The organism is Xenorhabdus sp. KK7.4 (assembly GCF_963876465.1).
GTDB lineage: Bacteria > Pseudomonadota > Gammaproteobacteria > Enterobacterales > Enterobacteriaceae > Xenorhabdus > Xenorhabdus stockiae.
In genome coordinates this window covers 276,489-302,182 of the sequence record NZ_CAWNQF010000067.1, presented here as the reverse complement: position 1 = coordinate 302,182, position 25,694 = coordinate 276,489, and the positions used below count along the sequence as shown (strand labels likewise).

Annotated in this window: 21 protein-coding genes; 3 read left to right on the top strand and 18 right to left on the bottom strand. The window is 41.4% G+C overall.

Going from position 1 to position 25,694, the window contains the following annotated elements:
- Positions 1-118: 118 nt before the first annotated feature.
- Positions 119-1,609, top strand: coding sequence for an inorganic phosphate transporter PitA (pitA, locus tag AACS90_RS09330; RefSeq protein WP_099111019.1), 1,491 nt, complete (start codon positions 119-121; stop codon positions 1,607-1,609).
- 96 nt (positions 1,610-1,705) lie between these two features.
- Here the strand turns inward: pitA and uspB are convergent, their stop codons facing one another.
- On the bottom strand, positions 1,706-2,038 hold the full coding sequence (gene uspB / locus AACS90_RS09325; RefSeq protein ID WP_099120420.1) for a universal stress protein UspB: 333 nt from the start codon (positions 2,036-2,038) through the stop codon (positions 1,706-1,708).
- A gap of 337 nt (positions 2,039-2,375) precedes the next feature.
- Here uspB and uspA point away from each other — a divergent pair, with 337 nt between their 5' ends.
- Complete coding sequence (gene uspA / locus AACS90_RS09320; protein WP_099120419.1) at positions 2,376-2,807, top strand: universal stress protein UspA; 432 nt, start codon at positions 2,376-2,378, stop codon at positions 2,805-2,807.
- A 267-nt stretch (positions 2,808-3,074) separates the two neighbouring features.
- Positions 3,075-4,418, top strand: a complete 1,344-nt coding sequence (gdhA, locus tag AACS90_RS09315; RefSeq protein WP_099120418.1) for an NADP-specific glutamate dehydrogenase — start codon at positions 3,075-3,077, stop codon at positions 4,416-4,418.
- 89 nt (positions 4,419-4,507) lie between these two features.
- Here the strand turns inward: gdhA and AACS90_RS09310 are convergent, their stop codons facing one another.
- The 17 genes from AACS90_RS09310 to ada all read right to left on the bottom strand — a co-directional run bounded on the left by AACS90_RS09310 (position 4,508) and on the right by ada (position 25,550).
- Positions 4,508-6,673, bottom strand: a complete 2,166-nt coding sequence (locus AACS90_RS09310) for a peptidase domain-containing ABC transporter (protein WP_099120417.1) — start codon at positions 6,671-6,673, stop codon at positions 4,508-4,510.
- Complete coding sequence (locus AACS90_RS09305; protein ID WP_241538167.1) at positions 6,645-7,784, bottom strand: HlyD family secretion protein; 1,140 nt, start codon at positions 7,782-7,784, stop codon at positions 6,645-6,647. The genes AACS90_RS09310 and AACS90_RS09305 overlap by 29 nt, the downstream gene beginning before the upstream one ends.
- Before the next feature lie 106 nt (positions 7,785-7,890).
- On the bottom strand, positions 7,891-8,805 hold the full coding sequence (locus tag AACS90_RS09300; RefSeq protein ID WP_099120415.1) for a hypothetical protein: 915 nt from the start codon (positions 8,803-8,805) through the stop codon (positions 7,891-7,893).
- A gap of 18 nt (positions 8,806-8,823) precedes the next feature.
- Positions 8,824-10,002, bottom strand: a complete 1,179-nt coding sequence (gene xyeB / locus AACS90_RS09295; RefSeq protein WP_099120414.1) for a cyclophane-forming radical SAM/SPASM peptide maturase XyeB — start codon at positions 10,000-10,002, stop codon at positions 8,824-8,826.
- Between the two features lie 62 nt (positions 10,003-10,064).
- Positions 10,065-10,220, bottom strand: a complete 156-nt coding sequence (xyeA, locus tag AACS90_RS09290; protein ID WP_099120413.1) for a XyeA family cyclophane-containing RiPP triceptide — start codon at positions 10,218-10,220, stop codon at positions 10,065-10,067.
- Positions 10,221-10,430: 210 nt separating this feature from the next.
- Positions 10,431-11,174 (bottom strand): 16S rRNA (guanine(1516)-N(2))-methyltransferase RsmJ, encoded by a 744-nt coding sequence (gene rsmJ, locus AACS90_RS09285; protein WP_099120412.1) that lies wholly within the window; start codon positions 11,172-11,174, stop codon positions 10,431-10,433.
- Between the two features lie 17 nt (positions 11,175-11,191).
- Positions 11,192-13,234 (bottom strand): oligopeptidase A, encoded by a 2,043-nt coding sequence (prlC, locus tag AACS90_RS09280; protein WP_099120411.1) that lies wholly within the window; start codon positions 13,232-13,234, stop codon positions 11,192-11,194.
- Positions 13,235-13,360: 126 nt separating this feature from the next.
- Complete coding sequence (locus AACS90_RS09275) at positions 13,361-14,605, bottom strand: type II toxin-antitoxin system HipA family toxin (RefSeq protein WP_099120410.1); 1,245 nt, start codon at positions 14,603-14,605, stop codon at positions 13,361-13,363.
- Positions 14,598-14,873 (bottom strand): helix-turn-helix domain-containing protein, encoded by a 276-nt coding sequence (locus tag AACS90_RS09270; protein WP_099120409.1) that lies wholly within the window; start codon positions 14,871-14,873, stop codon positions 14,598-14,600. The genes AACS90_RS09275 and AACS90_RS09270 overlap by 8 nt, the downstream gene beginning before the upstream one ends.
- 487 nt (positions 14,874-15,360) lie before the next feature.
- Positions 15,361-17,403 carry an oligopeptidase A gene (gene prlC / locus AACS90_RS09265; protein ID WP_099120408.1) on the bottom strand — a complete coding sequence of 681 codons (2,043 nt, stop codon included), beginning with the start codon at positions 17,401-17,403 and terminating at the stop codon, positions 15,361-15,363.
- A 273-nt stretch (positions 17,404-17,676) separates the two neighbouring features.
- Positions 17,677-18,003 (bottom strand): lysozyme inhibitor LprI family protein, encoded by a 327-nt coding sequence (locus AACS90_RS09260; RefSeq protein ID WP_099120407.1) that lies wholly within the window; start codon positions 18,001-18,003, stop codon positions 17,677-17,679.
- Positions 18,003-18,482, bottom strand: coding sequence for a hypothetical protein (locus AACS90_RS09255; protein WP_099120406.1), 480 nt, complete (start codon positions 18,480-18,482; stop codon positions 18,003-18,005). The genes AACS90_RS09260 and AACS90_RS09255 overlap by 1 nt, the downstream gene beginning before the upstream one ends.
- Positions 18,483-18,633: 151 nt before the next feature.
- Positions 18,634-19,203 (bottom strand): hypothetical protein, encoded by a 570-nt coding sequence (locus AACS90_RS09250; RefSeq protein ID WP_099120405.1) that lies wholly within the window; start codon positions 19,201-19,203, stop codon positions 18,634-18,636.
- Positions 19,204-19,518: 315 nt separating this feature from the next.
- Positions 19,519-21,183, bottom strand: coding sequence for an alpha,alpha-phosphotrehalase (treC, locus tag AACS90_RS09245; RefSeq protein WP_099120404.1), 1,665 nt, complete (start codon positions 21,181-21,183; stop codon positions 19,519-19,521).
- Positions 21,184-21,210: 27 nt separating this feature from the next.
- Complete coding sequence (gene treB / locus AACS90_RS09240) at positions 21,211-22,647, bottom strand: PTS trehalose transporter subunit IIBC (RefSeq protein WP_099120403.1); 1,437 nt, start codon at positions 22,645-22,647, stop codon at positions 21,211-21,213.
- A gap of 556 nt (positions 22,648-23,203) precedes the next feature.
- Entirely contained in the window at positions 23,204-24,100 is an 897-nt protein-coding gene (locus AACS90_RS09235; RefSeq protein ID WP_206601824.1) for an alpha/beta fold hydrolase, read from the bottom strand.
- A gap of 385 nt (positions 24,101-24,485) precedes the next feature.
- Positions 24,486-25,550, bottom strand: coding sequence for a bifunctional DNA-binding transcriptional regulator/O6-methylguanine-DNA methyltransferase Ada (gene ada, locus AACS90_RS09230; protein WP_099120401.1), 1,065 nt, complete (start codon positions 25,548-25,550; stop codon positions 24,486-24,488).
- Positions 25,551-25,694 lie beyond the last annotated feature (144 nt).

Sequence of the window (25,694 nt, the reverse complement as noted above, 5' to 3'; positions counted from 1 at the left end):
ATCATTCGCTGCCGGTTTATTGTCATTAAATCAAAAAAAGGTCATATTTCTCTTTTCCCGCCAGCGTTTGTCACTGATAATGCGCCGCGTTCATGTCCTACTAACTGGCTTAACGTTTATGCTACATCTGTTTACTGGCCTGGATTTTTATACCGGCCTTATGTTAGTACTTGCTCTGTTGTTTGTGCTTTTTTATGAAGCCATCAATGGGTTTCATGATACCGCAAATGCAGTAGCAACTGTTATTTATACCCGCGCTATGCGCTCGCAATTTGCTGTTGTCATGGCAGGGGTTTTTAACTTTTTTGGTGTTCTACTTGGTGGATTAAGTGTCGCTTATGCGATTGTTCATCTATTACCTACAGATCTCCTACTGAATGTCAGCTCAAGCCATGGTTTGGCGATGGTCTTTTCCATGCTGCTGGCGGCAATTATCTGGAATCTGGGCACATGGTATTTCGGGATCCCGGCATCCAGCTCTCATACGTTGATTGGTTCTATTATCGGAATTGGCCTGACCAATGCGATAGTGACCAGCTCTTCTGTTGTTGATGCGCTGAATATTCCGAAGATGATACAGATTTTTATGTCCTTGATTCTGTCTCCTATGATTGGTTTGGTGATCGCGGGAGCGATGGTCTTTTTACTGCGCCGTTACTGGAGTGGTACTAAAAAGCGCCGTCGTATCCATATGACGCCGGCTGAACGTGAAAAGCAGGATGGTAAACGTAAACCACCATTCTGGACACGAACAGCTCTGATCCTTTCTGCTGTTGGTGTGAGTTTTTCTCATGGCGCCAATGATGGCCAGAAAGGGATTGGTCTGATCATGCTGGTACTGATTGGTGTCGCGCCTGCTGGCTTTGTTGTGAATATGAACTCAACAAGCTATGACATTGCTCGTACCCATGATGCTGTTGTGCATTTGCAGCAGTATTATGAGCATCATGAACCTGCGCTTACTCATGCAATTGAGCTGACTCCGGCCATATCTCCGGTTGAAGATCAACTGGATATGAATTTCCACTGTGATAATTCACGGGCACTGGATGTGCTGAATACCACGGAAACAATGCTGGGAAGTATTCAGAACTATAGTGAGCTGAATCCGGATCAACGTAACAGCATGCGTCGCATGTTGATGTGTATTGCTGATACAGCAAGTGCTGTGGCTAAATTGCCAGAAACCAGCATGGAAGATGCACGTTTCCTGCATAAATTGCGTAAAGATCTGCTGAATACCGTTGAATATGCACCAATGTGGATAATCATCGCGGTGGCGCTGGCACTGTCTCTGGGCACAATGGTTGGCTGGAAACGTGTTGCTGTCACTATTGGTGAAAAAATCGGTAAAAAAGGCATGACTTATGCTCAGGGGGTTTCCGCTCAGGTGACCGCCGCAGTATCGATTGGGGTTGCTAGTTATACGGGGATGCCGGTATCGACGACACAGGTTCTTTCTTCTGCGGTCGCAGGTACAATGCTGGTTGATGGCGGTGGTGTTCAAAGTAAAACTATCAAAAATATCATGCTGGCGTGGGTACTGACATTGCCGATTTCAATTGCTCTGTCAGGCTGCCTGTATTGGATTGCGCTGCAATTGATCTAAGCTTAAGTTATTAAAAAGGGTTGGCAGCTCTATCAGCAGCTCAACCCTTTTTATTGCCACTTTTTATTTTCAACTCGCTTTCCCTCTCTGTTGTTATCAGACTATCGCTATTCCTACCAGACACAGTAAGACAATCCCACATAACACTTTCGTCAATAAAAACTGCTTACGCAGCCTTTCGCAGAAAAAGATGACATCATCATTGTGATGGTTGAGATAGCCTTGTGTGTTAATGTAGCGTACCAGCCGCATTTGTTTACTGAATTGGCCATTACCAGTAAAAAAACCATTCCCATCAATGGCTTGATATAGCATCGGATCTGCCTGACGCAGAATAGATAATAAAGCACGTAGTGAAGAAATATAACGTAATATATTGATAATACAGATAATGCAAATTGCCCAGAAGAATGCAAGCATACTGAACATATTCCCCCTCCTTAGAGTGGCAACGGGATATTGTGTATGGATTAAGAATTTATCTGAAAAGGTAGCAATGTAAATAGTCACAGTATTAAATTTTAGGAGGAAATGGCTTATTAGAAAAGCCAAGTGATATTGAAAAATGGCCTCAGTATCAGAGATAAAATGTTTAATACAGTTATGGTATTGAAAGCAGATATCTTTTCTTTCAACTGGTTAACTAAATAAAGTAACAAGTTGTGATCACGACGACACTCAAAAGAGGCGTCAAGCAGTTATAGTATAAGTATAAAATCATGGCGTTTAATGCCGCCAATCCATTTTATGGAAGGAGTTCACTTATATGGCTTATAAACATATTCTTGTAGCAGTTGATCTATCTCCAGAAAGCAGGGTCTTGGTGGATAAAGCGGTTTCTTTGGCAAGGCCATACAATGCTAAGGTTTCCTTGATCCATGTTGATGTAAATTACTCTGATTTATACACCGGCCTGATAGATGTCAATCTTGGTGATATGCAGGCACGTATCGCAGATGAAACCCGTAACTCCCTGAAAGAGCTGTCAGAGAATTCAAGCTATGAAATTCAGGAAACGCTGAGTGGTAGCGGCGATTTAGGGCAAGTACTTGTTGATGCGATTAAGCAATATGATATGGATCTTGTTGTCTGTGGTCATCATCAGGATTTTTGGAGCAAGCTGATGTCATCAGCTCGTCAGCTCATTAACACAGTCCATGTTGATATGCTTATCGTTCCGTTGCGTGACGAAGATTAATATTCTGCTGAAAACTTATTCTATGGAATCGCCTGCTCATTGCAGGCGATTTTTTTGCTTCCGTAAAGGATAAGGTGCTTTAAAAAGCTTCTTATTCAGAAATTATAAAATTTATTTTTAACAAAATTAATAAAAATAGTTATTGAAATTCAATCATAAAATAGTGGTATATTCAGAAAGCAAACCGTAATTACCTCACATTTTCGACAAAAAATAACAAAGGAAATGGGGAGGGCATCACATCTGAATGTATAAAGGAAGCTATAAATGAATGTACCATCATCTTTAGTCTCATTTCTTGAATCTGTTCAGTATCACAATCCACATCAACCAGAATATTTACAGGCAGTAAGAGAAGTATTGACCTCTCTCTGGCCTTTTCTTGAGCGGAATCCGCAATATCGTGAACAGGGGTTATTAGAGCGTTTGGTTGAACCAGAAAGAGTTATTCAATTCCGCGTCAGCTGGGTTGATGATCAGGGAAAGGTTCAGGTAAACCGCGCATGGCGGGTACAGTTCAATTCGGCCATTGGGCCATTTAAAGGCGGGATGCGTTTTCACCCTTCCGTTAATCTCTCTATTCTGAAGTTTCTGGGTTTTGAGCAAACATTAAAAAATGCGCTGACAACATTACCAATGGGCGGTGGAAAAGGTGGTTCTGATTTTGATCCTAAAGGGAAAAGTCAGGGTGAGATTATGCGGTTTTGTCAGGCATTAATGACAGAGTTGTATCGCCATCTGGGGCCTGATACTGATGTTCCTGCCGGCGATATCGGGGTTGGTGGCCGGGAAGTGGCATTTATGGCCGGGATGATGAAAAAGTTATCCAACAACACGGCCTGTGTTTTCACAGGTAAAGAGCTTTCTTTTGGTGGCAGTCTGATCCGCCCGGAAGCGACGGGTTATGGTCTGGTTTATTTCATTCATGCGATGCTGAAACGTCATGGTATGGCGCTGGATGGTATGCGGGTATCGGTTTCGGGAGCAGGAAATGTCGCTCAATATACCATCGAAAAATGTCTGGAACTGGGGGCTAAAGTGGTAACGGTATCCGATTCTGGCGGTACTGTTCTGGATGAAGAAGGATTCACTCCAGAGAAACTGGCTCATCTGGAAGAGATTAAAAATAAACGTTATGGGCGTGTTGAGGATTACGCCAAAGAACGTGGGCTGACTTTCCTTAAAGGGCAAAACCCGTGGTCAGTGCCTGTAGATATCGCTCTGCCTTGCGCGACACAGAATGAGCTGCATCTGGAAGATGCAAAAATACTGATTCAGAATGGTGTGAAATTGGTAGCAGAAGGAGCCAACATGCCGGCAACTATCGCAGCTACTGATGCTTTCCTTGAAGCAGGTGTTCTGTTTGCGCCGGGTAAGGCCGCCAATGCGGGAGGTGTAGCCACTTCGGGCCTGGAAATGTCGCAGAATGCGATACGCCAGAACTGGAAAGCAGAAAAAGTGGATATCCGCTTACATCACATCATGCTCGATATTCACCAATCCTGTGTGGAATATGGCGGGGAAGGCAAACAGATCAACTACGTACAGGGTGCGAATATAGCTGGTTTTGTTAAAGTTGCTGATGCCATGCTGGCGCAAGGGATTTTGTAATTAAGTGAGCTTACCAGTAAACAATAAATGATTTTTGATGAATAAACCCCATGTTGAATGGGGCTTATTTTTTTGAATCTTAAGTACAATCAGAATAAAACAGTGCCGGATCTGGCAAATTCCGTAAAAGTTTTGTCTTTTAGATTATATATTCTATCTGCGGCAGCAATCGTTTCAGGCCGATGTGCTACAAAAATGCGGGTGATGGGCATCTGTTTTATCGCGTTATTGATCTTTCGTTCATTAAATACATCGAGGTCACTCGTTGCTTCATCAAGAAAAAGGATTCGTGGGCGCTTATAAAGTGCTCTGGCCAGAGATACGCGCTGCTTTTGTCCTCCTGAAAGAATACTCCCCATATCACCTATCATTGTTTCGTACTGCATTGGCATAGCTATAATTTCGTTATGGATTGCTGCTGCTTTAGCACACTCATACATCCATTCAAAGTCGGGCTGAGGATCAAAAGAGGAAATATTATCCATCAGAGAAGCCGCAAAAAGTTTGTCTTCCTGCATCACAAATGCGGTATGTCGCCGATATTCGTCAATACCAATCTGTCGTATGCTGGTTCCATCAATCAATACACCTCCTGATTGGGGAAGGGCTAAGCCGGCCATTATTCTGAGAAGAGTGGATTTACCACAACCCGACGGCCCGATAATTGCGATATTTTCGCCTGCATTAATTTCCAGATCGATATCTTTAAAAATAAAGGGTTCAGCTTCGCCGTAACGATAGGAGAGATTATTGAGCGTTATCCGGCCTTCCACAGCCTCAAGCGGAACTAAGTTTTTTGAATACCAAGCGTCCTCTGTTTCTGCGATTGCAACGTCCGTTAGGCGATCTGAGTGTATTGATATAAGGCGAAAATTAAAAAGTGAATTGATCACTTTAATAGAGCGGGTAAGAAACATATTAGCGTAGAGCATAAAGGCGAATAGAGTCCCTGTTGTTATTGCGCCATGTTCCATGAGATTACCACCAAAGAATAAAATCGTTGCTGATGAAAGCCCTGTGAGAAACCCTGACAGGGTTTGGTTTATCAGATCTATCTTGAATAAATGAGCTCTGGCATTAGCTGTGTTAATAACTTTATTAAGCCATGTCATACGCCGATTTTCTGTCAGGGAAAATACTTTGACACATGCCACATTTCGTACTGTTTCAAGGAAATGAGATGACTGTAATGCTTCATTGTGAATGGCCTCAACTCGGGCACTTTTGTATGTGTTATAGAGGGCAAGTTTTACGCTGAGATAAATAAAGATAATGAGCAGCGAAATAAAAGCCAGAAGCGCGCTGTAACAAAACATTAGCGTTATCAGAGTTAGTAGAATGAGCACATCAAGCAAGGAAGTCAGCATTTCTGCGGTGAAGGCTTCTTTAATTTCATTGAGTGATGTCAGCCGGGACGCTATATCTCCTACATGGCGCTTTTCAAAGAATGTTAACGGAAGGCTCAGTAACTGGTTAAAAAAACCTATACTCCACTGTATTCCCAAAGAGTAGCGCATCGCCATCAGGGTCCAGGCCCGGATAATGCTGAGTGCAGAGCGGAGAATAAGTAGAAAAATAACGCCAATAACAATCAGATTCAGCATTTCGAAGTCACTGGATCGCAAAACAATATCGATAATAAATTGAGAGCTGAGGGGAATTGAGAGGGCTAGCCCCTCAATAAAAAGTGATATCAGAATGATTTTTAGCAGCGTACTTTTAAGATTAGCTACACCCCGGAACATATCTGTGATAGTGATACTTTCACTCACTTTTTCCTTTTTAAAATCAGAGCGTGGCCATACTTCCAGAACTATTCCCGTGAATTTATTTGACAACTCTTTTAGGGAAATGATTTTTTTCCCTAAGGCAGGATCATGGATAACGGCGTTTTTCTTTGTGATTTTTTTTAGCACGACGAAATGATTAAAGGACCAGTGCAGAATACATGGAAGCCTGACGTTTCTGAGTTCTTCGAGATCAAGGCGTATGGCTCTGGCATTCATATTTATTCTATCTGCTACTGTGATGAGTTGTCTTAATGACATGCCATTGTTTGATACGTCGAAAATTTTCCTCATGCTGTAAACATCAGTTTCCCGTTCGTGCCAGCTTGCAATCATGGCTAAACAGGCTAATCCGCACTCTGTCACCTCGGTTTGTATGATTACAGGTAGTTTTTTAGTGAAAAACTCGAAAAAGCCACTGATTTTATATCGTGTATCCTTATTGTGTGTTGTCACATATTCTTTCATATACCCTCTTCACTGGCATAAAGAGCCATTCATAATTCTTTCTGGTTCTTACATATATCTCTGTCTCTACTTTCATACCCGGCAGAAGAGAGAGTGATTTTTGTTGTTCTGTCATAACTGGCCGCACAGTTATGCGGAAAAGTGCTTTACCTTCACTATTGGTCTGAGTGGATGGAGGGATATTGACCGGGGCTTCTGAGATTGTTTCGATGACTCCTGCAACCTTTCCATACCATTGATATGGATACGCTGCTATCCTCATTTTTACCTGTTGTCCATCAGCCACATCGCCGAGAGAATCGGATGAAGAAAGCAGTTCAATTTTTGGCCTTGCAGCCAGGGGAACGATGACGGCGACTTGTTGGCCTGCTTTTACTCTCTCGCCTTTATGGGCTGTCACGCTGGTTATCTTTCCATTAAATGGTGCGACAATCAGATATTCTCTTTGCTTTTCTATATTCAGAATTTTTTGTTTTATGCCAGCAATTTCAGCTGTAATTAATTTTTTCGCTGAATCCGACTCCCTATCCGTCGCTGATATTTTATTTTTCAAATCCAGCAACTCTCCTTGTAGGGTAATTATTTTTACCTTTGCAGATGAGAGATTTACTATAGCTGAATAATAATCCTTCTTCCTGTCAATAAATTCAGAATCACGCGCAAGGCCTTTTTTGCGTAATTGTTCATATAAGCCGGATTTTTTTTCGAACCATTTCCTCTGTTCTTCCGCATTTTTTATCAGAATATTTAAACTATTTATTTCCTGCTCTTTATTTTTTATTCTCTCAATAAAGTAAGTTTTATTTTCCTCAGCTTCGGTGGTGATAATATTAATTTTTTTCAACAGTATATCCCGTTGTTTTTTCAAACTCTCTTCTATTTCAAATTTAGTAGCACCAAGATTAGTTTCAGTTTCATCACTCACAGAAAAAATAACTTCACCCTGCTTAATGAATTTCTTTTCTGAAGCGACTGAATTAATAATGATGCCATTGTTTTGTGCAATGAGTGACACAGCCGGAGGGTCATAAATGACATTACCGGTGGCGTTAACTCTTTCGCTATAAGAGCCGAATATGATGATTGAGACAATAAAAGCAACAGTCAGCATGCCTGTCAGAATACAAATGGAGAGGCTGGATGGAATATCCAGATAAGATACGCCAAGCCATCCCTCCTGTTTATGTTGCAGAGCTTCGGCACGATAGATGGAGTTTTCATGCTTTTCTGTGCTCATCGGAAAAAAAGACCTTTTTATTTTTAAAATCTATGATTAATTTTCGGTTTCGGAGAAAGCTGTTTCCGAGAAGGCCATCAATTTTTCCCATATGCTGAAAATGTCCGTCAACAATTACAGCCCCGAACTGTTCTGCTTTTCCGGTCACTGATTTAACTGTAAGCATTGTGGCTTCACATCCTTTATTATCCATTTCCGGATTCACCACGAGGCAACTTGTTGGTGCATAGGCTTTAAGTCTTTCACGCCATATCATCGATACGGTGGCACCGGTATCCAGGATCATGTGGTATTTATGACCAGATAGCTCGACATCAAAAACCATTCCACTGGAAGATCTCTGGAAAGGAAGTTCTGTAAACCCTTTTGGTGGCTTGTTTTTATCGGTAACGCTATTTTTTATTGTGAGTGAATTAGAGATGTAATCTAATGTTATTTGTTTATCTTTAAAAGCATCAAGACCCACAACAGGTTTATCGGGTAAATTTCCTTTTTTATAAACTAGCAGCCCCCACGGTTTAAATGGAGTAATGCTCACGTTTTTAAATTCCATATTATTTACGTTTAATGAGCTGACTGAATATTTTATGTTTTTCTGAACCTTACCGGTTAAATCTGTACTGTGATAAATATTTTCTTTTTTGAGTCCTTTGATTTTGTTTATCTGAGATTCGTAAAGATAAAACCCCATAGAAGAGCCTGTATCAATCATTGCATATACTGGCTGTCCATCAATAATAAATGTTGAATAGGGAACAGAATATTTATCAAAGCTCAGCTTCAGAGTTATAGGTTTTTCTAAATTATCAATAGAATTATTAGCGACGGAATTCTTTGATAAAATGGCTAAGGCAAAAAATGACAGAACAGATAACCAATAATTAAATTTTATCATTGTTGTAATTCGCTATTTTTATTGTTGGATATTTTTTATTATTGTTTCTTCACTAACACCAGCCTCAATCAGGTGTGATGCAGCGCGACTGAGAAAAACCCGCATGGATGGACAGAAAACCGTTTTATTATGAAAGCGATTGGTTGGTGAAAAACGGTTAACCAGACGACCACCATGACAGATTTTACTCCATATACAGTCATTGCAATCTTCAGGTAATTCGCTATTCAGGGAAGAATATTCTTTAGCATTAGTTGATTCGAGCACACTTGAGAGAGTTAATTCTCTGACATGTCCAATGGGATTAAATATTTTATCTGAGGTTGATCGCAGGGTGTCATCAATACGGAGCAGACCATCAGAAGTCACAGTGAAAGCATAAACCGATTCAACATTGGCACTTATGCCTATAATACGGTGAAACTGGCTATTAAGCATTGTCCCCAGATATGTGTTAAAGATCCTGACAAAAATATTTGGCTGACCGTCAGCAAACCAGGCGTCAAGCGCTTCATTGAGGAATCGGCCAATACCTTCGGCGTCAGTGCTATCAGCATGTTGATCATCAGGTATGAGGAAATCGAAACGCTGGCATTTGAGTTCTTTTGAGAAATGATGATAAATTTCTCCTCCATTGGCGTTAGCATTTGCCACAGAGAGAATTCCTGGTTCTGCCGGAATACGTCCTTGCGCCCACGCATTTTGCAGCATACGTAAGCCATTAACTGTTCCTTCGTAAGTGCTTTTGCCTTTTCGATCTAATCGATGCCTATCATTGATATGTTTTGGTCCATCTATAGATATGCTTGCATGAACCTGATGTTTTTCAAAAAGAGCAATCCATTCATCATCAATCAAAATACCATTGGTCTGTAATGCCAAAACTAGCTGAGAGTTACCATAGTTACCCTCGCGGAGAATCTCACACATTTGATTGAAACGTTCTTTTTTCATCATCAGTGGTTCGCCACCGTGAAAATCTACCTGAATTACCTCAATATGGTTTTCTATTACAGAACGTTCAAAGAATCCTCTCAGTGCCGCTATATTATCAAGAGATATAATTGGAGCACTGTCAGCAGCCAATGTATTTCCCATATTAAATACATAACAGTAAGTACAATTAATATTGCATCGTTCACTGACTTTTAGAATTATTTCAAGATGTTTAATCTTCTCATTTTTTATTATCGCCATCGTCACATCTCCATGAATAAATAGGAGAGATAAACACATCTCTCCTATTTATTTTATGATTATTACAGAGACTTACTCCAATTTCCAAAGGCATTCACCCAGCCACCGGAAACTGTATCTAATAGACCATCAACGAGTTCTTTTCGCTGAGTTTTATTTTTATCTGAATTGACTATTTGAGATTTATTTTCTGCTATTTCACGTTGTAATTTGCTCATGGTATCTCCTTATTTTTCAAATGAGATGTCATATCTAAAAGAGTGATGACTTCCGGAGTATAGAGTTAGTTATTTATACGAACGCTAAACAAAAGCATAACAATTTATATACTGTTTTATTTCTTATTTAAAACATAACTGTGGAGTATTTATTTTTCAGGTATGAATACCTGAAAAATAAATATATTTAATGGGGATGGTGGTGTGTCATCAACAAGGATAAATATCAAACCGGTGGTTTTTGGTAGTAATGGCGGCGGATGCTTTCACTCCTGCCATTGGTTCGGCGTAATCAGGTCGTTTCACTACAACGCGGCGCTTTGCCAGAGTACGGGCTGGTTCTAACAGCGCATCAGCATCTTCATCAGCACCTACGAGAGACTGAAATACACGCATCTCTTTTTTGACCAGAGCACTTTTTTGTCGATGCGGATACATCGGGTCAAGATAAACCACATCCGGTTGCGGAGTGATATCGGTCAGGGCGGTAATACTTGAAGCGTGGATTAAGGTCATGCGTTCCTTCAGCCACTCGCCGATTTCTTCATCCTGATAACCGCGCTGTAGCCCGTCATCCAGCAATGCCGCAACGACCGGATTGCGTTCCAGCATTCTGACATGGCAACCGATTGAGGCCAGAACAAAAGCATCCCTTCCTAGCCCTGCTGTGGCATCAACGACTGTGGGTAAATAATCTTTCTTGATGCCGACTGCTTTCGCAACGGCTTCACCGCGTCCGCCTCCAAAGCGGCGGCGATGTGCCATTGTTCCGGTCACGAAATCAACATAAATTCCGCCCAGCTTCGGCTCATCGAGTTTACGCAGTTCCAGCCGCTCGGGGGTCAGAACCAAGGCCATAACGGAATCTTCATCGTGTACCAGACCCCAGCGTTCAGCCAAATAAGATAAGGCGCTGCTATCAGCGCCCTGTTCGCAAATTAAACAAATTTTCACGCGAGTTTCCACACAAATTATCCCGTGATCCCAGCACTTTTCAGCATGGCATCCAATTTTGGTTCGCGGCCACGGAAGCGGATGAACAGCGTCATTGGATCTTCAGAACCGCCACGGGACAGGATATTGTCGAGGAATGACTGACCGGTTGTACGGCTGAAAATACCTTCTTCGGAGAAGCGGGAGTAGGAATCTGCTGCCAGTACATCAGCCCATAAATAGCTGTAATAGCCTGCGGCATAGCCACCATTAAAAATATGGCTGAAAGAGTTAGGGAAACGGTTCCACTCTGGTGATGGCACAACAGAAACCTGTTCTTTCACGGAGTACAGCGTTGGCAGGATTTGAGCGCCTTTTGCCGGATCATATTCAGAATGCAGGCGGAAATCGAACAGCCCAAACTCCAGTTGACGCAGGATAAACATCGCGGACTGATAATTCTTCGCTGCCAGCATGTTATCCAGCATTTCCTGTGGCAGAGGTTCATTCGTCTCGTAATGACCGGAGATAAACGCCAGTGCTTCCGGCTCCCAGCACCAGTTTTCCATAAACTGACTTGGCTGTTCTACCGCATCCCACGGAACACCGTTAATGCCGGCAACATCCAGTGTTTCGATTTCGGTCAGCATATGGTGCAGGCCGTGACCAAATTCATGGAACAGCGTTATCACTTCATCGTGAGTAAACAGAGCAGGTTTATCACCCACTGGCTTATTGAAATTACAGGTCAGGTAAGCAACAGGTTTTTGCAATTCACCGGAAGCAAAACGCATTCTGCCGGCACAGTCATCCATCCATGCGCCACCACGCTTATGCTCACGGGCATAGAGATCCAGATAGAAGCTACCGCGCAGTTCCCCCTTTTCATCATACAGTTCGAAGAAACGAACATCAGAATGCCAGGTTTCTACATCGTTACGCTCTTTGGCAGTGATGCCATAAATGCGGCGAACAACTTCGAACAACCCTTCAACGGCACGTTGTTCTGGGAAATAAGGGCGCAGTTGCTCATCATCAATGGAGAAATGATGCTGTTTCTGTTTTTCGCTGTAGTAGGTGACATCCCAGGCTTCCAGCTTATCAACACCGTAATGTGAACGGGCAAAGTTTGTCAGTTCTTCCAGCTCTTTCTTGCCCTGACCATGCGCACGGTTAGCCAGATCATTCAGGAAATCGAGTACCTGCTGAGGATTTTTCGCCATTTTGGTGGCAAGGGATTTTTCTGCATAGCTTGCGAAACCCAGCAATTGAGCGAGTTCATGCCGTAATGCCAGCATTTCCGCCATAATAGCGTTATTGTCCCATTTCCCGGCATCTGGCCCTTGATCAGACGCTCGAGTCGTGTAGGCGTAATACATTTCCTGACGCAGTTCACGGTTATCAGCATACGCCATGACGGGAAGATAGCTTGGCATATTCAGCGTCAGTAACCAGCCTTCCTGCTCTTTGGCTTCTGCGGCGGCTTTGGCAGCAGCTTTGGCACTTTCAGGTAAACCAGCCAGATCGTTTTCATCGGTAATGAGTTTCGTCCAGCCCATCGTGGCATCCAGTACGTTATTGCCGAACTGGGAACCCAGCTCTGACATACGGGCTGCAATTTCACCGTAGCGTTTCTGTTTTTCTTCCGGTAGACCAATGCCGGATAATTCAAAATCACGCAGAGTATCTTCGATAGACTTGCGTTGTGGCTGGGACAGTGAATTAAAAATCTCACTCTCTTTTAGTGATTTATAAGCCTGATATAGCCCTTTATGCTGCCCAAGCCAGGTGCTGAATTCGGAGAGCAGAGGCAGGCTTTGTTCATAAGCTTCACGAAGCTCTGGGCTATTTTTGACTGAATTCAGGTGCCCGACTGGCGACCACATACGGGAAAGTTTATCTTGCTCTTCAGAAAGCGGCTGGCACAGACTATCCCAGGTAAAAGCGGAGTTCTCAGTTAAAATTTTCTCAATGACCTGACGGTAGTTTGCCAGCGTTTCTTTTACGGCAGGAACGACATGTTCAGGTTTAATGTCAGCGAACTTAGGCAATACTGAAGATGTCAGTAACGGGTTAGTCATAATGAGCGCCTTATCTTTGCATGTGGGTATAAGCTGTTATCAGCCTGATATCCCATTATGGGGTATGGGTGATAGATGGGGATAAAATAGCGTGAGTTCAATGCTTAGTTTCGTATGCCGCTAATGTCATAGTTTTAGATCCAGCCATTTCTGCTCCATATGCAGGGCAATGGTTGTCGCTACGGTATTATCAATGCCTAACTCATGAGCAATTACCGGAAAACGGCGTGTTTCAGCATAAATTTCTTCGAGCATGTTTATTAACGGATTAATAGAAGAAAATCCAGCCTGCCCTGCCAATTGTTCTAATGCAGAAGAAGTAATTATTTTGCCATTACCATTAAATGAAGTCATATGTTCACCATAAGGAGATGGCATATACACAACATCATAAAATGGTGAAATACGCCAGTTGTCAGCATCGTCAGCCAAATAAGCAAAATTTTTGGCGTGGTCATCCTGATTGACGGTCAGATAATTAAATAGAGCACGTTTCACTAGTTTCTTAGCTTCCTGTACACCACATAAATGTCTTGTGACTTTAACTAAGTCAACATAATCCAAAGAAGGCTCCCGGAAAGGTGCATCCAGCAGTCCACACGCTGAAATCATGTGATAGCGACCTTGCCCCGGGCAACAATCAAACCGTGTTTGTTGTAACCAGAAATGACCATTTCCCACATCCAGTAATTCGAAATCAGGTACTTCGATCCCAATATTTCTGGCCATTTTCATATAGGCATATTCAACAAGGCTTTCCGAGTATTTCAAAGAAAATTGCGCAGAGGTTAGTTTGATAATTAGCTTTTCCCCAATGACATCAGTCCGGGTTGAAAATCGACCATCTGTACATTTTGTCACATTGAGCTTGGGACGAGCACCACCTGAACCACTGGCATCTATCAGAGAATGCAGAAAATGAGAGTCTATACCTTCAAATTCTTTAACGGCTTCTTTGCCAAGCGTAATAATATCGATATCTCTTTCATCTGGACTGAAAGCGTGCGTAGCAGGTTCATAATAAAGCGCTCCAGAGCACCGCTCACCAAGATACGCCAGTCGTTCCAATGCTGTCACCATTTTGGGATTATAGCCATTTTCCCGAAACACACGGTCCATTAAATACAGCCCCCAGCCATCGGGCAGGCTGTCACCAAACACGCCATGTAACCCATAATGAGGTTCTTTTGGGGCTTTTTGTAATGAAGTATCCGCGTTAATCAAAAATGGAGAAAGAGATTTAGGATGAGCTGTAAGATAGGTTTCATCATATTGAAAATAAACCCCTGTTTTATTCTCTGCTAATTGCCCGACTAGCACGTTGTTGCCATCGGATAATTTTCTCCTGACATTCAGAGGGGTATTAAGCATTTTTCAGTACCTCAGCAATGGTGGTTGGTTCACGCGGACGTTCTTTAGTGAGTTCATGCAGGGAATGCAGTCCGTCCACTGCCTCCAATAACATGAGGAACTGTCGTAATGAAATATTACCGGTACGCTCAAATTTTCTGATAGTGCTATAAGGTACGCCGGAACGGTTGGCTAACTCTTCAACAGACGATTTTTGTTGTTTCCGTTGCCGCTTGATAAAATCTTTTAATTCATGTTGCACATCATAGGCGGTGTAGAGAGAAAACATACGAATACCTCATATTGCTATTTTTGCTACTATTGTAGCAAAAATATGGTCTATTTCGTGTGCTTTTGTCATAATAGTGACATTTTATTGATAGAGTCAATGCGACCTGTTTTGGGTGGCAACACAGGTAAAATAGTCATCATAAAAAAGCCAGCAGATGACTGTGCTGGCTCATTGATAAATTTTATATGAAAAATTATCTTTAAAACCTATTTTTTAATTATGTTATTAACCGACTGAATCTATACCCTATGGATTTCAAGTTGCATCGCGGCGGCGAAGGAACACATCCCCGGGAGCATAGAAAACTATGTGACCGGGGTGCGTGAACGTAGCCAACAAAGAGGCAGCTTGAAAGGCGACGGGTATATTAGATAGAAAGTAATTTATCCAATAATGGTGATCTGAATATAGGGTTCGGATCATATTTGTTCATAACTGAAATAAGGCACTGCTATCAGCGCCTTATTATTGATTAAACAAATAACTATCCGGTAATGCCCAGTCTTTTCAGCAGTGCATCCAGTTTTGGTTCGCGGCCACGGAAGCGGATAAACAGTGTCAGAGGGTCTTCTGAACCACCGCGCCCCAGATAATCATCAAGGAATGACTGACCGGTTGTGCGGTTGAAAATACCCTCTTCAGAGAAGCGTGAATAAGCATCTGCTGCCAGTACATCAGCCCACATATAGCTGTAATAGCCAGCTGCATAGCCACCGTTAAAGATATGGCTGAAAGAGTTCGGGAAGCGCTCCCAGTCTGATGACGGAACGACAGCAACATGCTCTTTCACTGACTCCAGTATCGGCAGGATCTGAGCGTCTTCTTCCGGGTCATATTCAACATGTAAACGGAAATCAAACAGGCCAAATTCTAATTGTCGTAGCATCTTCATTGCTGCCTGATAATTTTTCGCTTCCAGCATATTATCCAGCATTTCTTTCGGCAGAGGTGCATTTGTCTCGTAATGACCGGAGATAAATTCCAGTGCTTCCGCTTCCCAACACCAGTTCTCCATAATCTGGCTCGGACACTCTACCGTATCCCACGGTACGCCGTTAGTACCGGCAACATCCAGAGTGTCAATCGTAGTCAGCAGTGTTTGCAGACCGTGTCCAAATTCGTGGAACAGCGTTGAAACTTCAGAATGTGTAAACAGTGCGGGTTTACCGCCTACAGGCCCACTGAAGTTACAGTTAATGAAAGCAACGGGTTTCTGCAACTCGCCGGAAGCAAGGCGCATTCTGTCAACATAGCTGCTTTGCCATGCTCCGCCTTTTTTACCTGCGCGGGCATAGAGATCCATATAGAAACTACCAAGCAGTTCCTCTTTATCATTATGAAGCTCAAAGAAACGGACATCAGAATTCCAGATTTCTACATCGTTACGCTCTTTGGCGGTAATGCCATAAATGCGGCGAACAACTTCGAACAGCCCTTCAATGGCACGTTTTTCCGGGAAGTAAGCACGCAGCTGCTCTTCATCAAAAGAGAAATCGTGCTGTTTTTGTTTTTCGCTGTAATACCTTACATCCCAGCTTTCCAGCTCATCAACACAGTAGTGGGATTGGGCAAACTCGCAAAGTTCTTCCATCTCCCTTTCCCCCTGTCCATGGGCGCGGTCAACCAGACCGTTTAAGAAATCGAGCACTTCCTTAGTTGTCTTCGCCATTTTGGTTGCGAGAGAATTTTCAGCGTAGTTTTTAAAACCTAACAGCAGAGCAAGTTCATGACGTAGCGCGAGAATTTCTTCCATAATCGGGTTATTGTCCCACTTACAGGCATTCATACCCTGATCAGAAGCACGGGTCATATAAGCGGTATAGACTTCTTCACGCAGCTCACAGTCATCTGCATAGCTCATCACTGCACTGTAGACTGGCGGATCCAGCGTCAGTAACCAGCCTTTTAAATCTTTCGCTTTAGCGGCAGCTTTGGCTGAACTTTTTATGTTTTCAGGTAAACCAGACAGATCGCAGACATCGGTGACGAGCTTTGTCCAACCCATTGTGGCATCCAGCACATTGTTACCGAAGCGGGCGCTCAGCTCAGACAAGCGAGCCGTGATTTCACCGTAGCGTTTTTGTTTCTCTTCCGGTAATGCAATGCCGGATAGAGTGAAATCAAGCAGCTTATCTTCTACAGCCTTACGCTGCGGCTGAGACAGTTTTTCAAACTCAGGACTTTCTTTCAGTGATTTATAAGCCTGATATAGCCCTTTGTGTTGACCCATCCAGGTCGAGAACTCAGAATTCATTGGCAGGCATTGTTCATAAGCCACCCGGAATTCCGGTGTATTTTTGACAGAATTGAGATGAGATACAGGAGACCAGACGCGCTCAAACTGATTTCTTGCCTCAGAGATTGGCTGACATAAATTATCCCAGGTAAATTGACTATTTTCGTTCACCACTTTCTCAATTACCTGACGATATTTAGCCAGCATTTCTTTCACCGCGGGTACAACATGTTCTGCTTTAATAGAAGCGAATTTTGGTAGTCCAGAAAAATCTAATAATGGATTAGTCATAATGAGCACCTTATTAGTATTAGTGTAATTGGGCAATACCGATGTCCCAAGGAGTTGTTGTTGAAAGACGGGGATAAGATATCGTGAGTTAAATTTAAAAGCCGCATTTTTCTTTGAATAATAATGTTCTTTTTATATCAGTGATCTGCGAAGTGGTGTTATAAGAATAAAAAATAAAATCAAATGACAGAATAAATTAAGTGGCAGGGGAAATAAAAAGCCAGCAAATTTAAATGCTGGCTTAATAAAAAGTTTTAAATAATAAATCTGATTTTAGATAGGTTTCTCTATTGAGTTATAAAGCGTATCCAATTGATTAATTCGCTGGCGATAACTATTGGTCAGGCAGAATATATTAGCTCCACATTGCTGACGCTGTTTCAGCCATGCCTGCTGGCTATTATACATCTCTCCTGATACACCCATTGCAAATAATCCGCGTAGGAAGTGATACTTCACACTCATCTCTACATCCAAATCATTCAGCTTCTGGCTGGCACAAATTGCCTTTTCATCAGGGGCTTTGGCTTTTGCACAATCAAAGCTGGCTGCGAGGCTGAGTGGCGACAGCAGGAATAATAAAAACAGCATATACCGCATTATTTTTCCTTATCCGGAGGAACGACAGGCCCCGGCCCCATTGGTAATTTGGGTACTTTGGCATCTTCATAATTGAAGGATTGTGGTTTACCGGTTGCATCGAGTTTGCAGGAGAATTGAATATTTTTCCAGCCATTATCGGTCCGATACATACCAGCCCCGACTAATTCTGAGGAACTCATTAATTTGATGCTATCTGGTGATACATCACCAAGGAAAACTTTATCGGCATCTTTGTGATGTTGTTGAATAATAGGTAAAGCAAAAGGACGGCAAATAAATTCAGCGATTTTTTTAGCATCTGACCACTTATTTATATCTTTTAGTGCTGATTTATCGATAACTTGTTTATCAATTTGTTGTTGAAGGTATTTTTGCTGATTCTGAGATAATTGAAATGTGGGGGGTTCGGCTTGTATGGCAGAAGAGAAAACCAGACAACTGATACCAAGACAGGTTAAATATTTTGCATAACACATAGCAAGATACTCCGACGAATAGGTAATCGGAATAAGTATGGCACAGGTTTTCAGGCTGTGCCATCATCGTTTTGTGTTCATCATCGTTGAGTTTAGATATATAGAATGTGCTAACTCAATTATATATAAATCATCTTAATTCATATATAAATTATTCGGTTATCACCAGGGCGTTTACAGATGAATCATGACTGATATAACCATCACGACAATTTGACTCACTATCATCACAAACAAAGTTAACCGGAACCTGACAATTTGTCCCCGGTGTTGGATAAAAATAAGTTCTCCATCCATCTTCCATATCGAGATAGTCTGTCAGTAATTTTACACTACAATATTTTTGTTCTCCGTTTGGTGCATCATATTCAATATTCCATGTCACCCATTTAGCTGATGCATTGCAATTATGAAATATATTATCATCATCTTCTAAATTGAAGTTTTTTTCCTCATAACGAGATAAAGTAAATTCATCTTCTGGCCCGGCATTATACATACATTCATATTGATCACGTTTAATTTTAACCACAGCAGTCTTACTGGCATTTAACATATACATATTATAATATGCAGAATATACAGATGGTTTATCAATGTGCTTCCCCATCTCTTTTTTGTGAATATGTGAAAATGTATTGTCTTTGGTTAATGAACAGCCTGCAATAAGCATGATGCTTAAATATAAAACATATGATATGTATTTTTTTAATGATTCCATTTTTATTACCTTTTTATTATCTGTGTCGTATTTTAAAATCATACTTTCGGGGAGATTATTAATATGGTGAAAAAATCCACCAACAAAATTGTGATTTTTAAAATAGATATATGATTTTTCATTTTAAGTATAGCAGGGATTAATAAAGGTAAGGTTTTATCTGGAAATTTATTTTTGCTGGTGGGAGTATGATGATTTATATATTAGTTTTGTTTTTAATTTATATCATGCCTCACTTTTATTCTGTGAGGCATGATGTTTTAAGTGGCATGTAAACAATGTATTATGCATTATCAAGATGCATAAATAATATTGCTATGTTGAAATTAAATAAACCGACTCATAAGGTTTGATCTTAATTTCTTTTTCCACTGTGACGGGTGATGGATAATTACTGATTAATACCTGCCACTCTTTTTGTGTAAGTTCAGACTCTGGTGACCAATGCTGTGTTTCATCACTAAGATTGGCAATAACCAGTAAAGTCTGATCCTGCCAGCGTCGCAGATAGCACCACAGAGAAGGGTGCTCAGGCAAAAGATCCAGATAATCACCATAAGTCAGTATGGGCTGCGTTTTTCTTAACTGAATTAAATCCTGATAGCAGTAGAATACAGAATCTTTGTCCTGTAATACGGATTCTGCATTGATTTCACGATAATTATCGCTGGTCGCTATCCACGGAGTACCAGCGGTAAACCCAGCATTGTCAGTGTTATCCCATTGCATTGGCGTTCGGCTATTATCACGGGATTTTTGCGCCAGAATTGTCAGTATTTCTTCTGAAGACATACCTTGTTCGATGCGTTCCTGATACATATTCAGGCTTTCAATATCCCGATATTCTTCAATGCGTTTAAAGTGAGGATTGGTCATACCAAGCTCTTCACCTTGATAGATATAAGGTGTTCCCTGCATTCCGTGCAGCACCATGGCTAACATTTTGGCAGATGCTTTATGGTGCTGGTTTTCATCCCCGAATCGGGACACAATGCGGGGTTGATCGTGATTACACCAGAAAAGAGCATTCCATGCTTTCTGATGCATCCCTTGCTGCCAGACTGAGAAGATCTTTTTCAGTTCAATATAATCTGGTTTCGCATGTGTCCATTTTTCCCCATTCGGGTAATCAACTTTCAGGTGATGAAAATTGAATGTCATGGAGAGTGCATTCCCACTTAACGCGCTATAACGGACACAGTGTTCAAGGCTTGTAGAAGACATTTCACCGACAGTCATTAACGCTTTAGGCTGGAAAACATCACGGCTCATTTCCTGCAAAAACTCGTGTATACGTGGGCCATCGGTATAAAAACGACGCCCATCACCACGATCATCATCAGGATAGGCCTGCTGTTTTGAGACAAGATTAATGACATCTAGCCGCAGTCCATCAACACCGCGGCCAGCCCAGAATTCACAGACTTTTTTCAGCTCAGCGCGAACGGGCTCATGTTCCCAGTTCAGATCAGCCTGTTCGACGGCAAACAGGTGGAGGTAATACTGCTGGCTCGCTGCATGCCATTGCCACGCGTTGCCGCCAAACTTGGATTTCCAGTGATTAGGGGGATTATCCTGCCCGCTACCTTCTTTCCAGATGTAAAACTGACGGTAAGGATTATTTGCGTCCTGCGCGGCCTTAAACCACGGATGTTCCGTTGAAGTATGGTTGAAAACCATATCTAAAATGATGCGAATGCCACGGCGATGGGCATTCTCCACCAAATTATCAAAATCTTCCATCGTGCCATATTCAGGATTAATTGCGCAGTAGTCGGCAACATCATAACCATTATCCACCTGTGGAGATGGATAAATAGGGGTGATCCAGATAGCACCTACTCCGAGGTGCTGTAAATAATCCAGACGTTGGGTGATCCCGTTAATATCACCAGTACCATTTCCTGTACTATCTTGAAAACTCTTTGGATAAATCTGGTAGATAGCGCTGTCTAACCACCACGGTTGTTGTTCAGTCATAACAATACCTTATAAAACTATATCCTATTAACCCGCGGCTTCATTGTTGATCAATTCTTCTTTGCGTTCGTTCCTGCGATACATCAGCACAGTCAGTGCCATTGGGACAATAATCACAATCAGCATAGCGAGAAGGTAGATCATCCAGAATTGAGGCTTGATGGACAGAATACCCGGTATACCTCCCACCCCGATACCATTGGAAGTCACGTGGTTTAGCCCACATAACAAACCCGCCAGACTCGTACCAATCATTGCGCAGAACATCGGGTAACGGTATTTCAGGTTAATACCATACATGGCCGGTTCAGTAACACCGAGGTAGGCTGAAATTGCCGCAGGAACGGAAAGCTCCCGCTCATTTTGTTTTTTACTTGCCCAGATGATGCCGATAACAGCGGAACCCTGAGCAATATTAGACAGGGCAATAATCGGCCAGATAGGTGTTCCACCCGTGCTTTGGATCATTTGCAGGTCAATCGCCAGCGTCGTCTGATGTACACCGGTAATCACCAGCGGAGCATAGAAGAAGCCAAATAAGGCAGCACCGATTGGAGCAAAACTGCCGGTCATCAGCCCTTTGACGCACCAGGCCACACCATCACCGATTGAACGCCCAATCGGGCCGATGATTGCATGAGCAAGGAAAACGGCCAGCAGCAGGGAAACAACCGGAACAACCACCAGATAAAGATAATCCGGCACCAGTTTCTTCAGGCGTATTTCAATCCAGCCTAAGGCTAATCCAGCCATCAGAGAAGGAATAACCTGTGCCTGATAACCTACTTTGGAGATGGTAAACCAGCCGAAATTCCAGACTTCTGGGATTTGTTGCCCCAGTTGATAGGCATTCATTAATTGTGGCGAGACTAACGTGATCCCCAGAATAATCCCCAGAATGGGCGTTCCACCCATTTTTTTAACGGCAGACCAGCAGATCCCGACAGGGAGATAGAAAAATATGGCTTCACCGATAAGCCAGAGGAAATTATAGATGGTTTGCCAGATTGGATATATATCGGCAAGAGATTTTCCGTCACTAAATGGAATGCCGCCGATCAGATTTCGAAGGCCTAATATCAGACCGCCACTGATAAGGGCTGGCAATAATGGGAAGAAGATCTCAGCAAAATGTGAAATTGCATTTTCATACCATTTCATATTTTGTCGTGCAGCCTGCTTAACTTCTTCTTTATTTGCTGACTGCTTCCCGGTTGCGGCAAGCAAAGCTTTATAATAAATATCGACATTCGTTCCGATGACGACCTGAAATTGCCCGGCGTTAGTGAAACAGCCTTTCACCATTGGTAACTCTTCAATGGCCTTAGCATCAGCGTTTTCCGGGGTATTAAGAACAAATCTGAGCCTGGTGATACAATGGGTTACGGAGGCAATATTCTCCTGCCCTCCGACTAATCTAATAAGATTATCAACATCCTTTTGATTTATTGATTTTTTCTTCATGCCTTTTCTCCTTTCTATGGCAGGAGTAGTAAATAACGGAAATTGGTACTAACAGAATGATTACTTTTATGATGAGATAATTCATAGAGTGAAGTAATAACCAGCCCATCCTAGTCAGATTTCAGAATTTTGAATATGAAAAGATACGTTGTTTGAGTTTTGGATCACATTTTATTCTACTAAATTGAAAATATAATAATTTTCATATTACTTAAATTTATTGTTTCAGTAATTTTAATTCACCTAAGAATTAATGTGTTTGGTTTATAGGTTATTCCGTTTTTATATGTATTTTTTATTAATTATCAAATGAAACTTAATATTCTGATTTTTCTGGTATGAAAACCCGTTTCACTGGGAAGCATATAAGTTAAACGGGCTGTTGGTTATTTATTTCGGTATTGTTTATGGTTCCATTTCATCATAATAAGGTATTATAAAAAGAGGTTCGCACTCTTTCGCTTTACATCCGAGATAAATAATTTTTTCATCATTGGTAAATGTGGTTATGCCACCTCCATTGATATGGAAATCCCATAATTCCAGAACAAATATTTTATGATGAACAATGAGTTCTGATAATATTCATTACCTCTTCATTTTCTTCAATAAATGAAAATGAACCACTATGTTCCAGGAATTGTAAGGAAACGTTTTCATGAGAAAAATCAAGCTGTAATAATGGATAGAGAGCTCTATCGAATCGACCAGCAATTACTCGTGTAGGCATGGATATTTCTTTCAACCTAGGGCGAAAATCAGGGATCATTAAAATTTGACCACCAATATTAAAATCTACATCTTCCCCACAAAAGATTGGATATAATTCAATATTTCTAGCTCCAGGCTCCGTAGCTATTTTTTCGGAGTTTTTGGGGTCGAAGAATCGGACTAATGAAGCTCCTTTTGCAAAGAGAGATTGCATTTCTGGTGATGTTGAAGCATATCCACTTCGACGAAGTTGGGATATTTCACTCCATACGTCTGGTAATTGATTTTCAATGATTTTATTTATATTTTCGTGATTCTTCTGCCACATGTAAGGGCTATGCAAGCTATTACATAATAACAAGGATTTTATTAATTCTGGGTAATCCAAAGCAAGTTTTAAACTTATTAAACCACCATATGAGAAACCAAAAATATGTGCTCCATCTGGACATAATTTGTTAATTACACATGCAACATCAAGTACATCCTCTTCAAAAGTTATTTCGGAAAGAGATTCTGGTTGATCAGATTTTCCTCTTCCGAAAAGATCTAAGTATATGACACGAAATTCAGTATGTAGTATATCGAAGTGAGGATGAAATATTACATGTGAACCGGCAGGCCCAAGTCCTGATAGAAGGATGAGAGGTTCTCCATTACCTGCTTCTTCAACCCAAAGTCTTTTTCCTCTAATATTATGGAATGTGCCTGGGGCATGCTGAAAACATATTGTGTTTGTCATATTATCTCCGAGTTTGTTACGAAAACACCTATTTCTATTTTTCGAGTTTTTTTACACTTTTACGATAGATGAATGAATTGAATGTAAAAATAATAGCCATGTTTTTAAGTTAATTATATTTTAGAGTGTGAGATGTTATGTGATTCAGAAACTAGATTAGGTAAAGAATAATTGAAATATTTATATTCACCATTGGATGAATTATTTTTTTCAGGGTGGGTATGTGTACGGAGTAATTCCTTTTTTGAGTATGCTACCACTAGTGAATCGTATACATTTTCTGTTAAGAGCTTATTCAGGTGGCTATAATCAAAGGTATTTAATTTATTAATGGTATTTATCCAGTTTATATTAATCAGGCGATTTGTAATATCAATATCTGTACTCATTGTTTTTTGGCCTCTCTCATTAATAATTCTCGCTTGCGCTCAATCCCCCAACGATATCCAGATAAACTTCCATCATTCCTGACTACCCTATGACATGGAATCGCAACCGCTAGCATATTGGCGGCACATGCATTCGCTACGGCACGTATAGCTTTTGGTGAACCAATACGCTTGGCAATTTCAGCGTAACTGATAGTGGTTCCTACCGGAATTTCTCGTAACGCCAGCCAAACTCGTTGTTGAAAAGCTGTACCGCGAATATCTAATGGTAGTTTTAGCTCAGCTTCCGGAGTCTCAATAAACCCGACGACTTGCGCGATAATTTGCTCAAACTGGGGATCTCCACCAATAAACTCTGCCTGGGGGAATTTGTCTTGCACCTCCTGTAAAAGTTTATTGGGATCATTTCCCAGTAAAATAGCACAAATACCCTTTTTACTTTGTGCAACTAAAATATGACCTAATGAACAAATGCCCAATGCAAAGTAAATTTGCACTCCCTTTCCACCGGCGCGCCAAATTTTCGGTGTCATACCTAATAAATCGGATGAAATTTCATAGAACCTGCTGCTGGAATTGAAACCTGCATCTAAAATAGCTTCAGTAACACTATGGTTTTGTTCTAAATTATTCCTCAAACGCTGACCACGGTAAGCATCGGCATAGGCTTTTGGCGTCAGACCTATTTTTGCCTTGAATAATCGATGAAAGTAAAATGGGCTCATTCCTATGTGATTGGCGATACTTTCCAGAGGAAGATAGCCTTCATTTTGTTCTATGTAACGGCAGGCTTGCGCTATTTTAGCAAGGTTGCTAGCTTCTTGTTCAGGCTGGCTTCCTGGTAAACGCTTACTTGGACGATAACCTTGCTGTTTAGCATCACTTTCATTGTCAAAAAAGATCACATTTTCCCGTTTTGGTAGGCGGGCAGTACTGGAAGGTAAACAATATATTCCTGTAGTACGCACTGCGTATACGAAATGACTATCAGCATCCTTATCACGTTCAACAATGGCTTGCCAACGTTTCTCATTGGTTTTCCATAAATTTTTTTTACTCATATATCACCTATCATGGTTAGCGAATGAGCACCTTAATACTAATAGATTGGTAGATAATGGTAGGGAAATCACCCTGTCTCTTGCTTTTTTAATTTTTTTAAAGAATATATATTAGGGTCATATAGATGCTACTATCTTTTATCA